We start from the raw sequence: 18,575 nt of genomic DNA on the forward strand, positions 1-18,575 counted from the left end.
CCGCTTCAGAGTCAAGCGTTTATTTTCGCTTTTCTCCGTGAGGTTCTGGTCTGAACCCCGCTGACCCGGCGGCCTGTATGCCGTTGTTCCGTGTCAGTGGTGGCGCATTATAGGGAGTTATTTTTGCCTGACAAGAGGAAATTTAAAATAATCTTCTGAGTGCGCACTTTTTATTCTTTGCGTTTATTTTGCCGACGATTTGTTGGTTAAATGGGCTATTTCACGGGCAAAGTGCGCAACCTGCTCCCAGTCGGTGTACACCACTTCTTTACTGGTATCCGTTTCGCCGCCCGACATCTTCATAATAAGCTTGATCATCAGACGGTCATACCAGCGATAACGGGGATAGCGAAGCGCGCCTGCAATGACGGCACAGTAGTCAGGTCGCCACGGAGAGCTCATTAAAAACTTCCGCGCGTAGCTGTTAGTCTGCGGCGTCCGTTTTTCAGCTTTACGCGCCACCAGGTTAACGGAATAAAAGGCGCTCGGCATTCCGTTCAACCGCGTGGCGTATTTCTTAACAAACTCCTGAAAGGCGCTGTGGTAATGACCATAACGAATAGACGCGCCAATCACTACGCGATCATAGCTATCCCAGTCCGGTTCTTCTGCGCGATGCAGATTAACGACATCGGCCCAGATCCCCATCTCTTTGAGTTCAGAAGCCAGATAAGAGGCAATTTCGCGCGTTTGTCCGTCCCGGGTAGAGAAAAGAATCAATGTTTTCACGTGTTACTCCATTATTCACGCCAGAAAGTCGGGGTAAAAAGTACCAGCAAAGTGAATACTTCCAGACGACCAAATAGCATGTTGGCGATGAGTATCCATTTCGCAACCGGATTCATACTGGCGAAGTTATCAGCAACCACCCCCAGCCCCGGTCCCAGGTTATTAAGCGTAGCCACTACCGAGGCGAAAGCCGAGAAATCATCTACGCCTGTAGCGATAATAGCCAGCATACTGACGATAAATACCAGCGCGTAGGCAGAAAAGAATCCCCAGACGGCTTCCAGAATACGTTCTGGCAGCGCCCGGTTCCCCAGCTTAATACTGTAAACGGCATTCGGATGCACCAGACGTTTGAGTTCGCGGTTCCCCTGTTTAAACAACAACAGAATACGGATGACCTTTAACCCCCCGCCCGTTGACCCGGCGCAACCGCCAATAAACGCGGAACATAGCAGCAAGACGGGCAAAAACAGCGGCCAGCGCGCAATGCTGTCTGTGGTAAACCCTGCCGTTGTCGCCATCGACACGACCTGAAAGAACGCCTGATTTAGCGTTGTCAGCGCCGAGTCGTAGATATTATGGAACCACAGTACCAGCGTGCAGATCACCACCAGCGTCAACTGTACGCCGATGAACATGCGGAATTCCGGATCGCGCCAGTATACCTTCAGGCTACGCCCGCTTAATAAAGAGAAATGCAGGCCATAGTTACAACCGGAGATCAGCAGGAAAATAGCGATGATGGTATTAATAGTGGGACTATCAAAATAGCCTACGCTGGCGTCATGCGTTGAGAAGCCGCCGATAGCGATAGTGGAGAAGCTGTGTCCGATAGCGTCAAACGCGGGCATCCCTGCAAACCATAGCGCCAGCGCGCAGGCTACCGTTAGCAAGACATAGATAAGCCACAGCGTTTTCGCCGTCTCGGCAATACGCGGGCGCATTTTGTTATCTTTGAGCGGCCCCGGCATTTCCGCCCGATAGAGCTGCATCCCCCCGACGCCGAGGATAGGGAGAATCGCCACCGCCAGCACAATGATCCCCATACCGCCAAACCATTGCAGCATCTGACGATAAAAGAGAATGGCGTGCGGTAATGAGTCCAACCCCACCAGCGTAGTGGCGCCCGTGGTGGTTAACCCGGAGAACGATTCAAAAAAAGCATCGGTAATGGTGAGGTTTGGGCTTTCCGAGAAAATAAACGGCAGCGCACCCACGCTGCCCAGCACGGTCCAGAACAACACCACGATAAGAAATCCTTCGCGGGATTTCAGCTCGCCCTTTTCCCTACGGTTTGGCCACCACAGTATGGAACCGATCGCCAGCGCGACAAAAAAGGTCTGCGTGAACGCTCTTCCTGCGCCATCACGATATATTAGCGCTACCAGTCCCGGGAGAATCATTGTCCCCGAAAATAAGATAACCAGTAGTCCAACGATTCGGGTAATGGCGCGAAAATGCATCTCTGCCGCTTCCTTTATTCTTAAAAATGAGGTGGGGATTATTCTTCAATCGCTAACAATTGCAATGAACCACGGCTAAAATCCGCCAGTTTTGTGGAAAATGCATTCACATGAGCAAAAGGAAGCGCCACCCTGAGCCGAACAGACGCCTGATAATCGCTGGAAACGATCTTCCCGGCAAACTGTCCTAATAATGCTTCGATTCCGGCCAACTGACCGTACTCACACTGCAAAGTATATTCGGTTAATGGCGTCTTGCGTTGTGTGGCAAGCTGACGTAATGCCTGATTCACACCGCCGCCATAGGCTTTTACCAGCCCGCCCGTACCCAGCAGAATACCACCATAGTAGCGCACGACGACGGCAGTAATTTCTCCGACGCCGCTGCCCATCAATTGCGCAAGCATCGGCTTGCCTGCCGTTCCCGCCGGTTCGCCGTCGTCTGAAAAGCCCAGTTGCTGTGAGTCGTCCGGCGCACCCGCCACCCACGCCACACAATGGTGGCGCGCATCAGGGTGCTCAGCTCTGACTGACTCAACAAACGCTTTCGCCGCGTCTACGCCATCGGTATGCGCCAATAGCGTAATAAAGCGGCTTTTTTTGATCTCTTCAACAACGGTGACCGGCGCTGCAGGGATTAACCAACTGTCCATTACGCCAGTTTTAAATCCCGCGTCATGTTTTCCACGCCGTTTTCGTGGATGACCACGTTATCTTCAATGCGAATACCGCCGAAAGGCTTGAGCGCTTCAATTTTCTGCCAGTTGAAGTGCTTGCTGAACGGGCCTTCGCGCCACGGCGCTAACAGCGATTCGATGAAGTAAATCCCCGGTTCGATGGTCAACACCATTCGCGGCTGTAACACACGCGTGCAGCGCAGATACGGGTATTTGGACGGCGCGGCGAGATGCGTACCGGAATCATCCTGCATAAACCCGGCCACATCGTGTACCTGCAGACCCAACGGATGACCAATACCGTGCGGCATAAACGGCCCGGTGAGATCATTTTCCACCATCGCCTCTTCACTCATGTCGGTAATGATTTGATGTTTACGCAGCAGCTTCGCGATGCGTTGATGGAACTGAATATGATAATCCACATAGCTAACGCCCGCCTTCATGGTAGCGATCAGCGCCAACTGTTCGTCGTTAACACCTTTCACCAAGTGGGCGTAGTCGTTATCGCTTTTCGCCGACCAGGTCCGCGTCAGATCCGCCGCGTAGCCGTTGTATTCCGCGCCCGCATCCAGCAGGAAACTGCGCATTTCAGACGGTGCCTGATGATCCAGTTTCGTGTAATGCAGCACGGCGGCATGTTCGTTCAGCGCCACAATATTGCTGTACGGAACATCGGTATCGCGATGTCCCGTGGCGGTCAGGTACGCCAGGTTGATGTCAAACTCGCTCATGCCGGAACGGAAGGCCTCTTCCGCCGCACGATGACCGCTCACCGCCATTTTCTGCGCTTCGCGCATACAGGCCAGTTCATAATCCGTTTTATAGGCGCGGTAGTAATGCAGATAGTCGATAACACCTTTCGGGTTGATGTTGCTGGCGGCGATATCCAATTGTAGCGCGCGCTCAGGAACCGGGCCGATATAGCCGATATTGCCACGCGCGGCAGGCAGCTGGCTGCCGATGCCATCCGCTTTCGGTAAGGCGACGACCTCGACTTCTTCTGTCCAGAAGGACGTTGGCAGCGGTTCAACGTTATGCCAGTAATCGACCGGCAGATAAAACCACAATTTGGGTTTGTTGACGCCATCGACCAGCAGCCAGCAATTTGGAACCTGAGTTACCGGCACCCACGCTTTAAACTGTGGATTGACCTTAAACGGATAAGGGTGATCGTCGAGAAAGACGTTGAAAAGCTCGCCGGAATGAATAAGTAACGCATCCAGCTTAAAGCGCGCCAGAACATCGCGCGTCCGTTCTTGTAAGGTAACAATATGATTTTTATAGAGCGCGGCCAGTGATTCCATTTTTTACCCTTCTGTTTTTTTGACCTCAAGTTCCCGCATCTTAGCACATCGCCCCACGAGAGCGTGATCTCTGCCGAGCGTGATCACATCGGCATTTCTTTAATCATTTATTTGCATTTTATTAACACAAAATACACACTTCGCTTCATCTGGTACGACCAGATCACCTTGTGGATTCAGGAGACTGACATGCTTTATAAAGGCGACACCCTGTACCTCGACTGGCTGGAAGATGGCATCGCCGAACTGGTGTTCGATGCTCCAGGCTCGGTCAATAAACTCGACACCGCAACCGTCGCCAGCCTCGGCCAGGCGCTTGAGGTGCTGGAAAAGCAACACGATTTAAAAGGGCTGCTGCTGCGCTCTAATAAAGCGGCCTTTATTGTCGGCGCGGACATCACCGAATTTCTTTCACTGTTCCTCGTCCCCGAAGAGCAGTTAAGCCAATGGCTGCATTTCGCTAACAGCGTCTTTAATCGTCTGGAAGATTTACCCGTACCGACCCTTGCCGCCGTAAACGGCTATGCGCTGGGCGGCGGGTGCGAATGCGTGCTGGCCACCGATTACCGTCTGGCGACGCCAGACCTCCGTATCGGTCTGCCGGAAACTAAACTGGGCATCATGCCGGGTTTCGGCGGCTCCGTTCGTCTGCCGCGTATGCTGGGCGCAGACAGCGCGCTGGAGATTATCGCGGCAGGTAAAGATGTCGGTGCTGAGCACGCGCTGAAAATCGGCCTTGTGGACGGCGTGGTCAAACAAGAGAAGCTAATTGAAGGCGCGATAGCGGTGTTACGCCAGGCCATTACCGGCGATCTCGACTGGAGAGCTAAACGCCAGCCGAAACTGGAACCGTTGAAACTCAGTAAGATTGAAGCGGCGATGAGCTTTACCATCGCTAAAGGCATGGTCGCACAAACGGCGGGTAAACATTATCCGGCGCCGATGACCGCAGTGAAAACCATTGAAGCCGCCGCGCGTTTTGGTCGTGAAGAAGCGCTGAATCTGGAAAATAAAAGCTTTGTTCCGCTGGCGCATACCAATGAGGCTCGTGCGCTGGTCGGTATCTTCCTCAACGATCAATATGTAAAAGGTAAAGCCAAAAAGCTGACCAAAGATATTGAGACGCCGAAACAGGCAGCCGTACTGGGCGCGGGCATTATGGGCGGCGGTATCGCTTACCAGTCGGCCTGGAAAGGCGTACCGGTTATCATGAAAGATATCAACGATAAATCGTTGAACCTCGGCATGACCGAAGCGGCCAAGCTGCTGAACAAACAGCTGGAGCGCGGCAAGATCGGCGGTCTGAAGCTGGCGGGCGTCATTTCGACCATCCACCCGACTCTCGATTATGCCGGTTTCGATCGCGTAGATGTTGTTGTCGAAGCGGTAGTCGAAAATCCGAAAGTCAAAAAAGCGGTACTGGCGGAAACCGAGCAGAAAGTGCGCCCGGAAACCGTGCTGGCCTCAAATACCTCCACCATCCCAATTGGCGAACTGGCAAGCGCCCTGGAACGTCCGGAAAACTTTTGCGGAATGCACTTCTTCAACCCGGTACACCGGATGCCGCTGGTTGAAATCATTCGCGGCGAGAAGAGTTCAGACGAAACCATTGCCAAAGTCGTCGCCTGGGCCAGCAAAATGGGCAAGACACCGATTGTAGTCAACGACTGCCCCGGCTTCTTTGTTAACCGCGTGCTGTTCCCCTATTTCGCCGGTTTCAGTCAACTGCTGCGCGACGGCGCGGATTTCCGCAAAGTCGATAAAGTGATGGAAAAACAGTTCGGCTGGCCGATGGGCCCGGCCTATCTGCTCGACGTGGTGGGTATTGATACCGCCCACCACGCGCAGGCGGTAATGGCGGCAGGCTTCCCGCAACGGATGCAGAAAGAGTATCGCGACGCTATCGACGCGCTGTTTGAAGCAAGCCGCTACGGTCAGAAGAACGGTCTGGGCTTCTGGCGCTATAAAGAAGACAGCAAGGGTAAGCCGAAGAAAGAAGAAGATGCCGCGGTGGATGACCTGCTGGCAAGCGTCAGCCAGCCGAAACGCGACTTCAGCGACGACGAGATAATCGCCCGTATGATGATCCCGATGATTAACGAAGTGGTTCGCTGTCTGGAAGAAGGCATTATCGCAAGCCCGGCGGAAGCCGATATGGCGCTGGTCTACGGCCTGGGCTTCCCTCCGTTCCACGGCGGCGCATTCCGCTGGCTGGATACACAGGGCAGCGCGAAATATCTTGATATGGCGCAGCAGTATCAACACCTCGGCCCGCTGTATGAAGTGCCGGAAGGGCTGCGTAATAAAGCGCGCCATAACGAACCGTATTATCCCCCGGTTGAACCAGCCCGTCCGGTTGGTTCTCTGAAAACGGCTTAAGGAGTCACAATGGAACAGGTTGTCATTGTCGATGCTATTCGCACCCCGATGGGCCGTTCGAAGGGCGGCGCGTTTCGCAACGTGCGGGCAGAAGATCTCTCCGCCCACTTAATGCGTAGCCTGCTGGCGCGTAATCCGTCGCTTACAGCGGCGACCCTCGATGATATTTACTGGGGCTGCGTACAACAAACGCTGGAGCAAGGCTTCAACATTGCCCGTAACGCCGCGTTGCTGGCAGAAATTCCCCATTCGGTACCGGCGGTCACCGTCAACCGTCTGTGTGGTTCCTCGATGCAGGCGTTACACGATGCAGCGCGAATGATCATGACCGGCGATGCGCAGGTTTGTCTGGTTGGCGGCGTGGAGCATATGGGGCACGTGCCGATGAGCCACGGCGTGGATTTTCACCCGGGTCTGAGCCGCAACGTCGCCAAAGCGGCAGGGATGATGGGGCTAACGGCGGAAATGCTCTCCCGCCTGCACGGCATTAGCCGGGAAATGCAGGACCAGTTCGCCGCCCGCTCTCACGCTCGCGCCTGGGCCGCTACCCAGTCTGGCGCATTCAAAACGGAGATTATCCCGACTGGCGGTCATGATGCAGACGGCGTGTTGAAGCAGTTTAACTACGATGAAGTGATCCGCCCGGAAACCACGGTCGAAGCGCTATCAACGCTGCGTCCAGCATTTGATCCGGTTAGTGGCACGGTCACGGCGGGCACCTCATCCGCGCTTTCCGATGGCGCAGCCGCCATGCTGGTAATGAGCGAAAGTCGTGCCCGTGAGCTGGGTCTGAAACCTCGCGCCCGTATTCGCTCAATGGCAGTGGTGGGTTGTGATCCGTCAATTATGGGTTACGGGCCGGTTCCGGCGTCAAAACTGGCGTTGAAAAAAGCGGGACTGTCAGCCAGCGATATCGATGTGTTTGAGATGAACGAAGCGTTTGCCGCACAGATCCTGCCATGCATTAAGGATCTGGGATTGATGGAGCAAATAGACGAGAAGATCAACCTCAACGGCGGCGCGATCGCGCTTGGTCATCCGCTCGGCTGCTCCGGAGCACGTATCAGCACCACGCTTATCAACCTGATGGAGCGCAAAGACGCGCAGTTTGGTCTGGCGACGATGTGTATTGGTCTGGGTCAGGGCATCGCCACGGTGTTTGAGCGGGTTTAATCAAAGATAATATCCCCTAAATAACTCGCATTGCAGCGCAGCGGCGACTGAGCGAATCCCCGGGCACATAGATAACTATGTGCCCGGGGTGAGCAAAGGCAGCCAACAAAGAGGCTGCGCGAATTATGACGGGAAACAGTTTAGTTGCCGTTTTTCCCGCCCGTCAGGGGCGGGTTTTTTCACCGTATGGCCCGTTCTACTCAGTAAGCGCTTTGGTCAGGCTAAATGGCATAGCCTGATATCCACGCGCACCATGTATTTGCATTTCGACCGCGGGCTCTTTTTCTCCCCATTTGAACTCTTCCAGATACGGATTAGGCAAGCTGGTAAATGCGCCTACCGACAAATCAAACGCACCACCTGCTGTTGCGGAATACACGAACACAGAATTCTTGTCAGTCTGGTACTCGGTGATAGAGGTTACCGGGCTAAACCACTCGTTCCCGCGCTCTTTACCGTATTGCCAGATCTGTTGGACTGTCTTGTTTTTCTGGTCGATTTTGTAAATCACGGAGCGGCTGTATTTCATACTCTGCATAGCAGGCTGTTCTAAGCCGCGGCCATCGCCATTGTCGAAAGCGGAAAGGTATAAGATATCGCCTTTACTCTTACTATCAATTTTAAAGGCCGTATGTTGCGTCCATGTCCAGTCGAAGTCACCCTCGCAGCCACTGTCCTGGCAAGCAATTTTTTGGCCTTTGCTATCCACTGGCGTCAGAATTGCGGCATTAAATGGCGCTTTCCAGCCAGCAGGCGTACCCAGTATCCACTTCACTTTCTTATCGCGGCCGATTTTGATAATCGCACTCTGGTGGCGGGAGCTGATGATGATGGAATCATCTTCACTGTCATAGTCGACGCTGTTGACATGCGCCCAGTTGCGGCCAGCCCCACTACCCACGATATCCCCGAATTTGTCGGAGGAGTCCAGCGCCGCCAGATCTTCTTCGCTCAACGTATGGCCGGACTGGCTGGCGTCGATATTCAGGCACACAGCGCCCTGATCGAGGGTTTTCATTATCACATCACGATAAGGATCGAGGATATCAAACAGACGCCATTCATCCACTACCACGCCGTTCTGATCAACTTCGGCAATCACATCACGCACGGTACGAACATTTTTCCCATCAGGGCGTTTATAGTTAGAGCTGGCTACACGCAGGAAGTAGTGACCGTTGGCCGCGTTATCCATTGAGTGTGAAAAATCGTTATAATTATCCGGCAGACGGCGGTTAAAGATTTCACGCCCCATGATATCGTATTTCACATAACGCTGACCGTAGCCCCACGATAGTGCGCCATCCTGGTTTTGTTTAAAGCCCATCATAACGCCAGCACGATAAATTGACTTTAAATCATAAATTGAACTTGGATTCATAAACCAACGAATATCACCGGAGGTGTCGATAATAGCGTTAGCTGTAGTGAAGTTCCATTCTAATGCACCCCCAGTAGGGTTGTTCCAGACAGTACGCGTTCCATTCCCAGACTTATCTTTCGTATTATTCAAAAGATACAAGCGATCTTTAAATTCTGGGGAAACCTTTTTAACATCGATAGTAAAGAGTGCTGATTGTTCTTCTTTTGTACCCGCCGATTCAATATAGGCAGGCGGCGCATACATTTTATAGCTTTCTTTTACATTTTCGGTTTTACTACCCTGGATCCTTGTATATTCAACTTCAACGGTATTGACATAATCCGGGTAAAGACCAAAGACGGGAATACCGCCATACGTTAAAAGGTATTTATTATTAACTTTATACGCGATCTCCTGGCCATTTTCTTTGGGTACAATCCGTACATGCACGTCACGTAACTGGTAACCGCCATTACGAATAACGGCGGTTAGCGGCGCGATATCATAGGGGTTCATAACAACTTCGCCAATTTTTCCCTGGACCTGATAGTCCACTTTAGCGCCGCTGGCGCCGCCGATGGCGAAAGCAGTAGAAGGTACTGATGACAAAATTGCAACAGATAATGCGAGAGAAGTTAAAGCATATTTAAATTTCATAACACTCTCCATCTTATAAATAAATAACTAACTTTCCATTTTATGTTTCTTTTATAAAAATAAATGAAGCATATATAATTAACTATTTTTATTGATAGCCTCAGGACATAATATTACTTAATTTATTACACGCAATACAAAGCCTGTAGATATTCAATATCATAACGTTTTATAGTTGACGATTAATTAATATTTAAGAGGACTTTTAGGTAGGCTAACGTAAAAAGGGACGCTACTGCGTCCCATAAAATAGTTAAATAAATGCGAACGCATCGCCAAACAGACGATCTTCCCGCGCGTTACGCTCATGACAGAACAGATCGCGGGCGATTTTCGCCATCTCAAAACGTCCGGCAATATAAATATCGTGCCCCGCCAGCGTACCATAATCCTGCAATACCGCCGTAAGTACCGTTCCTGTACGTCCACGCCAGCCTTCTTCCGGCTGCTCGACAACAGGTTCAATACGCAAATTCGGATGGTTAACAGAGAGTGCTTCCAGCTCAGAGAGATCATAGAGGTGCTTTTCTTCGCGACCGCCCCAGTAAATGGTAACATCGCGGGCCGGGTTGCGCGCTAACGCCGTCAACAGGATGGAGCGCACATAAGAAAAGCCCGTACCGCCCGCGATCAGAATCAATGGACGCTCTTCATCGTCACGTAGCCAGGCGTCGCCATGCGGAATATCGACGACGATTTCCCGGTCTTTCAGAATCCGATCCATGACCGCCATCGCATACAGATTGAGCTCGGAGGCGCCAATGTGTAATTCAATAAACCCTTTCTCGTCCGGCGTTGAAGCCATCGAAAACGGGCGTTTGTCACGCTCGTCCATTACGACCATCAAATACTGACCAGCGCGGAATGAAAACGCCGCGTCCGGCACTAAACGAACCCGATATACGGTATCGGTGATAGCTTCTACCGAGGTCACTTTACAGCTTAAGGTTGTCATGCGCTCCCTCTGTCGGGTGTCGGGTCAATACCGACATTTTTCAAGCCGAGTCGCCGCAGCCTGAAATGTCGATGTCCGCTTTCAGTTATTTAAAGATAGCCAGCTCATCCCAAATCGCATCAATACGCGCGGTAACTTCAGGATCTTTAACAATAGGACGACCCCACTCGCGTTGGGTTTCGCCCGGCCATTTGTTTGTGGCATCCAGCCCCATTTTTGAACCCAGCCCGGAGACCGGCGAGGCAAAATCCAGGTAGTCAATCGGCGTATTTTCAACCAGCACCGTATCCCGCGCAGGGTCCATACGGGTGGTAATCGCCCAGATCACATCATTCCAGTCGCGTGCGTTAACGTCATCATCGCAAACGATAACAAATTTCGTATACATAAACTGGCGCAAAAACGACCAGACGCCCATCATGACGCGTTTCGCATGACCAGCGTACTGCTTTTTCATCGTCACTACCGCCAGGCGGTAAGAACACCCTTCCGGCGGCAGATAAAAGTCGACGATTTCCGGAAACTGTTTTTGCAGAATAGGCACGAAGACTTCATTGAGCGCCACCCCTAATACCGCAGGCTCATCGGGCGGACGCCCGGTATAGGTGGAGTGATAGATGGCATCCTCACGCTGCGTAATATGCGTGACGGTAAAGACCGGAAAGTTATCCACTTCATTATAATAGCCCGTATGATCGCCATACGGTCCTTCCGGCGCCATCTCTCCCGGCTCAATGTAACCTTCAAGGATAATCTCGGCGCTGGCAGGCACTTCCAGATCGTTAGAAAGGCATTTAACCACTTCAGTTTTCGTGCCGCGCAGCAGGCCCGCAAAGGCATACTCCGACAGAGTATCGGGAACAGGAGTCACGGCGCCAAGTATCGTCGCCGGATCGGCGCCCAATGCGACGGAGACCGGGAAACGTTCACCCGGACGCGCGGCTAACCACTCCTGAAAATCCAGCGCGCCGCCGCGGTGAGACAGCCAGCGCATAATAAGCTTATTTTTACCTATCAACTGCTGACGATAAATGCCCAGGTTTTGCCGTTCTTTGTGCGGGCCACGCGTTACCGTCAGTCCCCAGGTAATCAGCGGCGCGGCGTCGTCCGGCCAACAGGTCATGACAGGAAGACGCGTTAAATCGACATCATCGCCAGACGCGATTTTCTGCTGGCAAGGCGCGCCGCGTAACCGTTTCGTCGGCATATTCAGCACTTGCTTAAACTGCGGCAGCTTGTCAAACAGATCGCGAAAGCCTTTCGGCGGCTCAGGTTCTTTCAGAAACGCTAATAATTTACCCACTTCCCGTAAGGCGGAAACATCATCCTGCCCCATGCCCATCGCCACGCGTTTTGGCGTGCCAAAAAGGTTGCACAGCACCGGCATGGCGTAACCTTTAGGATTTTCAAACAGCAACGCCGGTCCACCGGCACGCAGCGTGCGGTCAGCGATTTCCGTGATTTCCAGATGAGGATCCACAGGTAGCGTGATGCGTTTTAGTTCCCCCTGCTGCTCAAGTAGCGTCAGGAAGTCGCGTAAATCGTGATATTTCATGGCGTCCATTGTAGCCTCTTGGTAAGCGCATCATTATACGGCGTTCATCATCGGGATGCTGTATTTTTGTTAAATTAGCGTGAACTCTGGCAACCAACGCTAATCCAGATACGGCTTAAAGGATGAAGTGTATAATTAACTTCGCGCATGGCTTTTGCTATGCTTGCGCCCCGAACAAGCGGATAAGAGTCATTATGCAATCCTGGTATTTACTGTACTGCAAACGCGGGCAACTTCAGCGTGCTCAGGAACACCTCGAAAGACAAGCGGTAAGTTGCCTGACACCGATGATCACCCTGGAAAAAATGGTACGCGGAAAACGTACCTCCGTCAGCGAACCGCTCTTTCCTAATTATCTGTTCGTTGAATTTGATCCGGAAGTGATACATACCACTACAATCAACGCCACGCGCGGCGTCAGCCATTTTGTGCGCTTTGGCGCGCATCCTGCGATCGTGCCTTCCAGCGTTATTCATCAGCTTTCTATCTACAAGCCCGAAGGCGTTGTCGATCCTGAAACCCCCTATCCCGGCGATAGCGTCATCATCACGGAAGGCGCATTTGAAGGGCTGAAAGCGATTTTTACCGAACCGGATGGCGAAACGCGTTCGATGTTACTGCTTAATTTACTCAATAAAGAAGTGAAGCAGAGCGTAAAAAACACCGGTTTTCGCAAGATTTAGCTATCATTCAGAATACGACCTCAAATAAGGTTCTGGCGTTGGCATCTGTCATCGCCGCTAACCATTGCGGATCTTCACCACGCCATAGCGCTATGCGCTCCAGGATGTGAGGCAGATACGCGGGCTCGTTGCGTCGTGACGTTGGTTTCGGCGTAAGATCGCGAGGCAACAGATACGGCGCGTCGGTTTCTATCAGTAGCTTTTCCGCTGGAATAAACGGTAAGAGTTCACGTAGCTCAAGTCCGCGTCGTTCGTCGCAAACCCACCCGGTAATACCGATATAGAGCCCTCTGTCCACACAGGCCTGCATTTGCTGGCGTGAACCGGTAAAGCAGTGCAGTATTGCACCAGGAAGACTATCCAGCCAGGGATCAAGCAATGCCAGAAATCGCTCATGCGCGTCCCGGCAGTGCATAAAGATTGGCATCTGCAATTCGGCGGCAATTTGTAGCTGCGCCTGAAAGGCACGCTCCTGCTCCTGCGGCGTGGAAAAATTGCGATTGAAATCCAGCCCGCACTCACCGATAGCGACGACTTCCGGCTGGTTCGCCAGCGCAATAATGGCGTCTTCAGACGCGGGTGACCACTGACTGCTGTCATGGGGATGGACGCCAGCCGTCGACCAACAATGGGGGTAGCGCCGCGCCAGTTTTAACGCCTGCTGACTTTCATGGATGTTCGTTCCGGTCAGTAGCATACCTTTTACTCCCGCCGCAAACGCACGGGCGACCACATCATCACGATCTTTTGCAAACTGGCTACTGGTTAAATTAACGCCAATATCAAACATGCTTGCCCCCATATGACAACCGCCCTGGCGGGCGGTTGTGTTTAGTCTTCAGTGTGCTCGGCCTTTTCGGTTTCGGCCTCGTTATCTTCGTCGCGCGTCCGTCGCTTACCGACATAAAAGCGTGAGCAGAAAACGCCAATTTCAAACAGGCAGTACATCGGTATCGCCAGCAACGTTTGCGAGAAAACATCTGGCGGCGTAAGCAGCATTCCCACAATGAATGCCCCGACCAGGATATAAGGCCGTTTTTTACGCAAATCTTCTGGCGTCGTGATGCCCATCCAGCACAGCAACACAATCGCCACCGGCACTTCAAAGGCTACGCCAAAGGCCATAAAAAGCGCCATGACAAAGCTAAGATAGCTGGCGATATCTGTCGAAACTTGTACCCCTTCCGGCGCCGTATGCGTCAGGAAACCAAAGGCCAAAGGGAATACGACAAAATAGGCGAAGGCCATACCAATGTAGAAAAGCAGCGAGCTGGATACCAGCAGCGGTACGACCAGACGACGCTCATGCTTATACAGCGCCGGGGCGATAAAGGCCCAAACCTGGTACAAAATGACAGGCGCGGATAAGATCAAAGACACCATGAAGGTGAGTTTGATAGGCGTAAAAAACGGCGACGCCACATCCGTCGCAATCATTGTCGCCCCTTGCGGCATCTGTTTAATCAGCGGTGCGGCAACTAAATGATAAATATCATTGGCGAAATAAATTAACGCCAGAAAAATCAGAAGTACTGCGACGATGCAGTTTAGCAGGCGCTTACGCAACTCGATCAGATGCGTGATAAGCGGTTGAGTATCTTCTACAGCCATGTTTACGGTTTATCACTCGACGAGGGGGAAGATTCGACAACAGGCGCAGCGGATTTCTTCTCGGCGTCTATCGTGGCTACGGAAGCGGTTTCCGTTAACTCAGGCACGTTAGCTTTAACGGGCTCCGGCTTTTGTTCCGGCGCGCTCGCCTGTGTTTCAGCGGCGGCAGGGGTGACGCCCTCATGCTGCGTTTCGTTCCCTTTTACCACCGGATTATGGATGGTATGCGCTTCATCGCTCGCTTGTTCGGGATCGTTAGCGCTGTAGGTGCGTTTCATCGACTCCGCGGCCTGACGCAGTTCATCCATAGATGCTTTCAGTTCGGGAGTCAGATTTTCCAGGCTCGCCTTTTCGACTTTTTTCAGACTGTCCTGGAACTCCTGAAGTTTCAGTTCCTGAGTCAGTTCATTCTGAACCGTTGTCGCAAGGGACCGCAACGCGCGAATCCAGCCCGCTACCGTTTTTACCGCTACTGGCAATCGTTGCGGCCCCAACACAATGAGGCCGATAACGAACACTAACAGCAGTTCGCTAAAACCGATATCAAACACAGATTATACCTGCTCTTTATCTTGGCTTTTAGCGTCTTCCTTTTTCGCTTCGCCTTGCTTATCCGCGATAGATTTAGCGGTAAAATCAGCGTCCTGACTGGTTTTATCCTGTTTGGCATCATCATCGCTCATGGCCTTTTTAAAGCCTTTGATAGACGCGCCAAGATCGGAACCGATGGAACCGAGTTTTTTGGTGCCGAACAGCAGTACGACGATAACGGCAACAATCAACAACTGCCAAATACTGATACCACCCATACATGTTCCTCTGTGATAGATGATGAATTATTAGGGCCGCATTATACACATTATCCTTCGCGCTGCCTCTTTGTTAGCCGCTTTCGCCCGCCCTATTCACATACTTTTACATACGACCGGGACGACATTGACTTGCGGCCTGAGTATTGCCTCGAGTGATAATATGTACCTGCGTGACACAACCGGCGTTGAGCGATAAAAAATCTCAACGAGTTTTACGCCAGCCAACCAGCCAGACCACTACGCCGCCGACCATGAGCCAGCCAGGCATCAATCCCCATTCAGGGCGGTTGACGAGTAAGAATGACCCGCTCAGTAACAGCGTTGCGCCAATTCCCAATAAATAACGAGACTGACTTTGGCGCACATGGTTTACCTGTAACTCGCGCGCAATCTTATCAACACTGTGCTGTAAATATTTGCCCTGGCGCAAACTGTCGTACACCAGTTCAGGTATTTCTGGCATTTTTTCGACCCAGAACGGCGCTTTTTCTTTAAGAGCCCGCGTGAGAGCCGGAATACCCACCTGATCTTTGATCCAGGACTCAAGAAACGGCTTCGCCGTTTTCCACAAATCAAGCTGAGGATAAAGTTGCCGCCCAACCCCTTCAACATACAATAATGTTTTCTGCAACAACACCAGTTGCGGCTGGACTTCCATGTTAAATCGACGCGCTGTATTGAAAAGGTTTAACAACACATGACCAAACGAGATTTCCGCGAGCGGCTTTTCAAAGATAGGTTCACAGACGGTGCGGATGGCAAACTCAAAATCTTCAACGTTGGTATCTGGCGGAACCCAGCCTGAATCGACATGCAGTTCTGCCACCTTTCGGTAATCGCGATTAAAAAACGCGATAAAGTTTTCAGCCAGATAACGCTTATCTTCTTTGTTTAGCGACCCGACGATACCGCAGTCAATGCCGATATATTGCGGGTTTTCAGGGTGTTCATGGCTGACAAAAATATTTCCCGGATGCATGTCCGCATGGAAAAAGCTGTCGCGGAAAACCTGGGTGAAGAAAACTTTAACCCCGCGTTCCGCCAGCAGTTTCATGTTGGTGCCGTTCTTTTCCAGGGCCGCCACATCCGAAACCGGAATGCCGTATATCCGCTCCATCACCATCATGTTCTGGCTACAGTAATCGGAGTACACCTCCGGGATATACAGCATGGGACTATTTTCAAAATTGCGGCGTAACTGAATCGCGTTGGCCGATTCCCGCAGCAGATTCAGCTCATCGATCAGCGTTTTCTCATACTCACGCACCACTTCCGTCGGGCGCAGACGACGCCCATCCGGCAACAGGCGTGGTACCCAGCGAGCAAGGCGATAAATCAGTTTCAGGTCTGCCTGAATTACCGGCAAAATATCCGGGCGAATGACCTTAATAACCACTTCTTTACCGTTTGATTTCAATCGCGCGGTATGTACCTGGGCGATTGACGCCGACGCTAAAGGCTGGATATCAAAGTCGTCAAACCAGGCCTCGACAGGTAGCCCTCCCATCGCCTCTTCAATCTGGGCTTTCGCCAGCCGACCATCGAATGGCGCGACTTTATCCTGGAGCAAAGCGAGCTGATCGGCGATTTGCGGCGGGAACAGGTCACGGCGTGTGGAGAGCATCTGACCAAATTTGATCCAGACCGGTCCCAGCTCTTGCAACGCCAGTCTTAATCGTTCACCCAGCAATTTATCTTTATGCCGGTTTGGCATCCAGAACAGCGAATAGCGCCATAATCGGAGTGGCAGTGTAAGACGCATTCGGGGGATGAGTTCATCAAGGCCGTAGCTTAAAAACGTGCGGATGATGAAATATAGGCGCCGTACTTCACCTGGCGTCATTTGGCCTCCAGTTTTTCCAGCCGTGTGGTCAGAGCATCTACGGCGCGCTCAACAGCCGCGGTTTCTTCGGCAAACCATGCGACTTCCAGCGGGCCAGGCGCCATACGCCACTCTTCAGTGATCGCTTCAGCGGCATAACGCTGCTGGCGTTGAAACCCGTGGCACAGGAATTTAGCCCCGCCACGCACGACCTTACCGATACTTTCCGCCGCAATATCACCCGTGTATGGCGCCAACAGCTCCGCAGGATCGAATTCGGCGAGATCGGCGAGCGCCACAAAATTTTGCACGACCTGAATATCGCCCTGCACTTCCAGTTCGCCGCTGCGAATAAGCGCGGCCAACTGCTGACGATCGCGTAGTTTTGGCAAAACGCTAGCTTGAGTGATTACCGTACAGTCCGCTTCGCCTTCCCATGCCCCCAGCACATCAACCTGGCGTTCGCTGAATACCAGGACTAATGGCGTCGAAAATCCCTTTAGTTTCACACACAGTACTTTTCCCTGTAAGCGCGTTCTGGCTGATTTCAGCGCTGGCGAACGATACAGAAACGTATTGAGGAGACCTTCAATTCCTGCGGTCACTAAGGGTTTAAAAGGCATTCCACCCTCCTAGAATTTATAACCACGGTGCAATGCCACAACACCCGCCGTCAGATTGTAATAATCCACGCTCTCAAATCCGGCGTCCTGCATCATGGCTTTTAAGGTATCCTGATCGGGATGCATACGGATGGATTCCGCGAGATACCGATAGCTATCCGCATCGTTCGCGACCATCGAGCCAATACGCGGTAAAATATGGAAAGAATAGGCGTCATACGCTTTACTCAGCGGCTCAATGATAGGCTTGGAAAATTCAAGCACCAGTAAACGTCCGCCGGGTTTCAACACACGGAACATTGACCGCAGCGCTTTTTCTTTTTCCGTTACATTGCGCAAACCAAACGAAATGGTAATGCAATCAAACGTATTATCAGGGAAAGGCAGAGCTTCGGCATTCGCCTGCACATACTCTACGTTGCCGATCACGCCGATATTACGCAGCTTCTCACGCCCCATTTTGAGCATAGAATCATTAATATCCGCCAGGATAACTTTGCCAGTTTCCCCGACCATACGTGAAAATTTCGCGGTAAGATCGCCCGTACCACCCGCTAAATCGAGAACGGTTTGTCCACGACGCACGCCACTGCAATCAATGGTGAAGCGCTTCCACAAACGATGAATGCCAAATGACATTAAGTCATTCATCACATCGTACTTTGACGCCACAGAATGAAAAACGTGGGCCACCATGTCAGCTTTCTGCTCTTTAGCGACGGTCTGAAAGCCAAAGTGCGTCGTTTCTTGTGAATCTTCCACCATC

At 52.0% G+C, this 18,575-nt stretch carries 17 protein-coding genes; 3 read left to right on the forward strand and 14 right to left on the reverse strand.

The features are described 5' to 3' along the window. Positions 1-183: 183 nt before the first annotated feature. From hemG to pepQ, 4 genes are read right to left on the reverse strand one after another with little or no spacing between them, the layout of a single operon-like run. Positions 184-729 carry a menaquinone-dependent protoporphyrinogen IX dehydrogenase gene (gene hemG / locus ACLJQD_RS21210; protein ID WP_000853982.1) on the reverse strand — a complete coding sequence of 182 codons (546 nt, stop codon included), beginning with the start codon at positions 727-729 and terminating at the stop codon, positions 184-186. Positions 730-740: 11 nt separating this feature from the next. Further along, complete coding sequence (gene trkH, locus ACLJQD_RS21215; RefSeq protein WP_000545688.1) at positions 741-2,192, reverse strand: Trk system potassium transporter TrkH; 1,452 nt, start codon at positions 2,190-2,192, stop codon at positions 741-743. 38 nt (positions 2,193-2,230) lie between these two features. Then, the gene (locus tag ACLJQD_RS21220; RefSeq protein ID WP_000378897.1) at positions 2,231-2,845 is read right to left on the reverse strand and encodes an IMPACT family protein; all 615 of its coding nucleotides are present in this window, start codon (positions 2,843-2,845) and stop codon (positions 2,231-2,233) included. Continuing rightward, positions 2,845-4,176: a Xaa-Pro dipeptidase gene (gene pepQ, locus ACLJQD_RS21225; protein ID WP_017442065.1), complete on the reverse strand. Its 1,332-nt coding sequence runs from the start codon at positions 4,174-4,176 to the stop codon at positions 2,845-2,847. The genes ACLJQD_RS21220 and pepQ overlap by 1 nt, the downstream gene beginning before the upstream one ends. A gap of 189 nt (positions 4,177-4,365) precedes the next feature. Here pepQ and fadB point away from each other — a divergent pair, with 189 nt between their 5' ends. Both fadB and fadA read left to right on the forward strand, forming a co-directional pair. Further along, entirely contained in the window at positions 4,366-6,555 is a 2,190-nt protein-coding gene (gene fadB, locus ACLJQD_RS21230; protein WP_017442066.1) for a fatty acid oxidation complex subunit alpha FadB, read from the forward strand. A gap of 9 nt (positions 6,556-6,564) precedes the next feature. Further along, entirely contained in the window at positions 6,565-7,728 is a 1,164-nt protein-coding gene (gene fadA, locus ACLJQD_RS21235; protein WP_000438778.1) for an acetyl-CoA C-acyltransferase FadA, read from the forward strand. A gap of 196 nt (positions 7,729-7,924) precedes the next feature. Here the strand turns inward: fadA and ACLJQD_RS21240 are convergent, their stop codons facing one another. The 3 genes from ACLJQD_RS21240 to ubiD form a co-directional block, all read right to left on the reverse strand. After that, the gene (locus ACLJQD_RS21240; protein WP_000669901.1) at positions 7,925-9,748 is read right to left on the reverse strand and encodes an aryl-sulfate sulfotransferase; all 1,824 of its coding nucleotides are present in this window, start codon (positions 9,746-9,748) and stop codon (positions 7,925-7,927) included. Positions 9,749-10,001: 253 nt separating this feature from the next. After that, positions 10,002-10,703, reverse strand: a complete 702-nt coding sequence (gene fre, locus ACLJQD_RS21245; RefSeq protein WP_000209831.1) for an NAD(P)H-flavin reductase — start codon at positions 10,701-10,703, stop codon at positions 10,002-10,004. A gap of 85 nt (positions 10,704-10,788) precedes the next feature. After that, positions 10,789-12,267, reverse strand: a complete 1,479-nt coding sequence (gene ubiD, locus ACLJQD_RS21250) for a 4-hydroxy-3-polyprenylbenzoate decarboxylase (RefSeq protein WP_000339760.1) — start codon at positions 12,265-12,267, stop codon at positions 10,789-10,791. Between the two features lie 185 nt (positions 12,268-12,452). On the opposite strand from ubiD, the gene rfaH reads away from it, so the two are divergent. Continuing rightward, the gene (gene rfaH / locus ACLJQD_RS21255) at positions 12,453-12,941 is read left to right on the forward strand and encodes a transcription/translation regulatory transformer protein RfaH (RefSeq protein ID WP_001192410.1); all 489 of its coding nucleotides are present in this window, start codon (positions 12,453-12,455) and stop codon (positions 12,939-12,941) included. Between the two features lie 7 nt (positions 12,942-12,948). Here the strand turns inward: rfaH and tatD are convergent, their stop codons facing one another. The 7 genes from tatD to ubiE form a co-directional block, all read right to left on the reverse strand. Further along, the gene (tatD, locus tag ACLJQD_RS21260; protein WP_000459637.1) at positions 12,949-13,731 is read right to left on the reverse strand and encodes a 3'-5' ssDNA/RNA exonuclease TatD; all 783 of its coding nucleotides are present in this window, start codon (positions 13,729-13,731) and stop codon (positions 12,949-12,951) included. 41 nt (positions 13,732-13,772) lie between these two features. Then, a complete protein-coding gene (tatC, locus tag ACLJQD_RS21265; protein WP_000257554.1) occupies positions 13,773-14,552 on the reverse strand; it encodes a Sec-independent protein translocase subunit TatC in 780 nt (259 codons plus the stop codon). A 2-nt stretch (positions 14,553-14,554) separates the two neighbouring features. Continuing rightward, entirely contained in the window at positions 14,555-15,103 is a 549-nt protein-coding gene (gene tatB, locus ACLJQD_RS21270) for a Sec-independent protein translocase protein TatB (protein ID WP_017442067.1), read from the reverse strand. 3 nt (positions 15,104-15,106) lie between these two features. Beyond that, positions 15,107-15,361: a Sec-independent protein translocase subunit TatA gene (gene tatA, locus ACLJQD_RS21275; protein WP_000508972.1), complete on the reverse strand. Its 255-nt coding sequence runs from the start codon at positions 15,359-15,361 to the stop codon at positions 15,107-15,109. A 205-nt stretch (positions 15,362-15,566) separates the two neighbouring features. Further along, positions 15,567-17,207 (reverse strand): ubiquinone biosynthesis regulatory protein kinase UbiB, encoded by a 1,641-nt coding sequence (gene ubiB / locus ACLJQD_RS21280; protein WP_000187559.1) that lies wholly within the window; start codon positions 17,205-17,207, stop codon positions 15,567-15,569. Then, on the reverse strand, positions 17,204-17,809 hold the full coding sequence (gene ubiJ, locus ACLJQD_RS21285; protein ID WP_017442068.1) for a ubiquinone biosynthesis protein UbiJ: 606 nt from the start codon (positions 17,807-17,809) through the stop codon (positions 17,204-17,206). Before ubiJ ends, ubiB begins: the two co-directional genes overlap by 4 nt. A gap of 9 nt (positions 17,810-17,818) precedes the next feature. Continuing rightward, positions 17,819-18,574, reverse strand: coding sequence for a bifunctional demethylmenaquinone methyltransferase/2-methoxy-6-polyprenyl-1,4-benzoquinol methylase UbiE (gene ubiE / locus ACLJQD_RS21290; protein WP_000229009.1), 756 nt, complete (start codon positions 18,572-18,574; stop codon positions 17,819-17,821). Between the last annotated feature and the right edge of the window lies 1 nt (position 18,575).

Source organism: Salmonella sp. SAL04214 (assembly GCF_046550615.1).
GTDB lineage: Bacteria > Pseudomonadota > Gammaproteobacteria > Enterobacterales > Enterobacteriaceae > Salmonella > Salmonella enterica.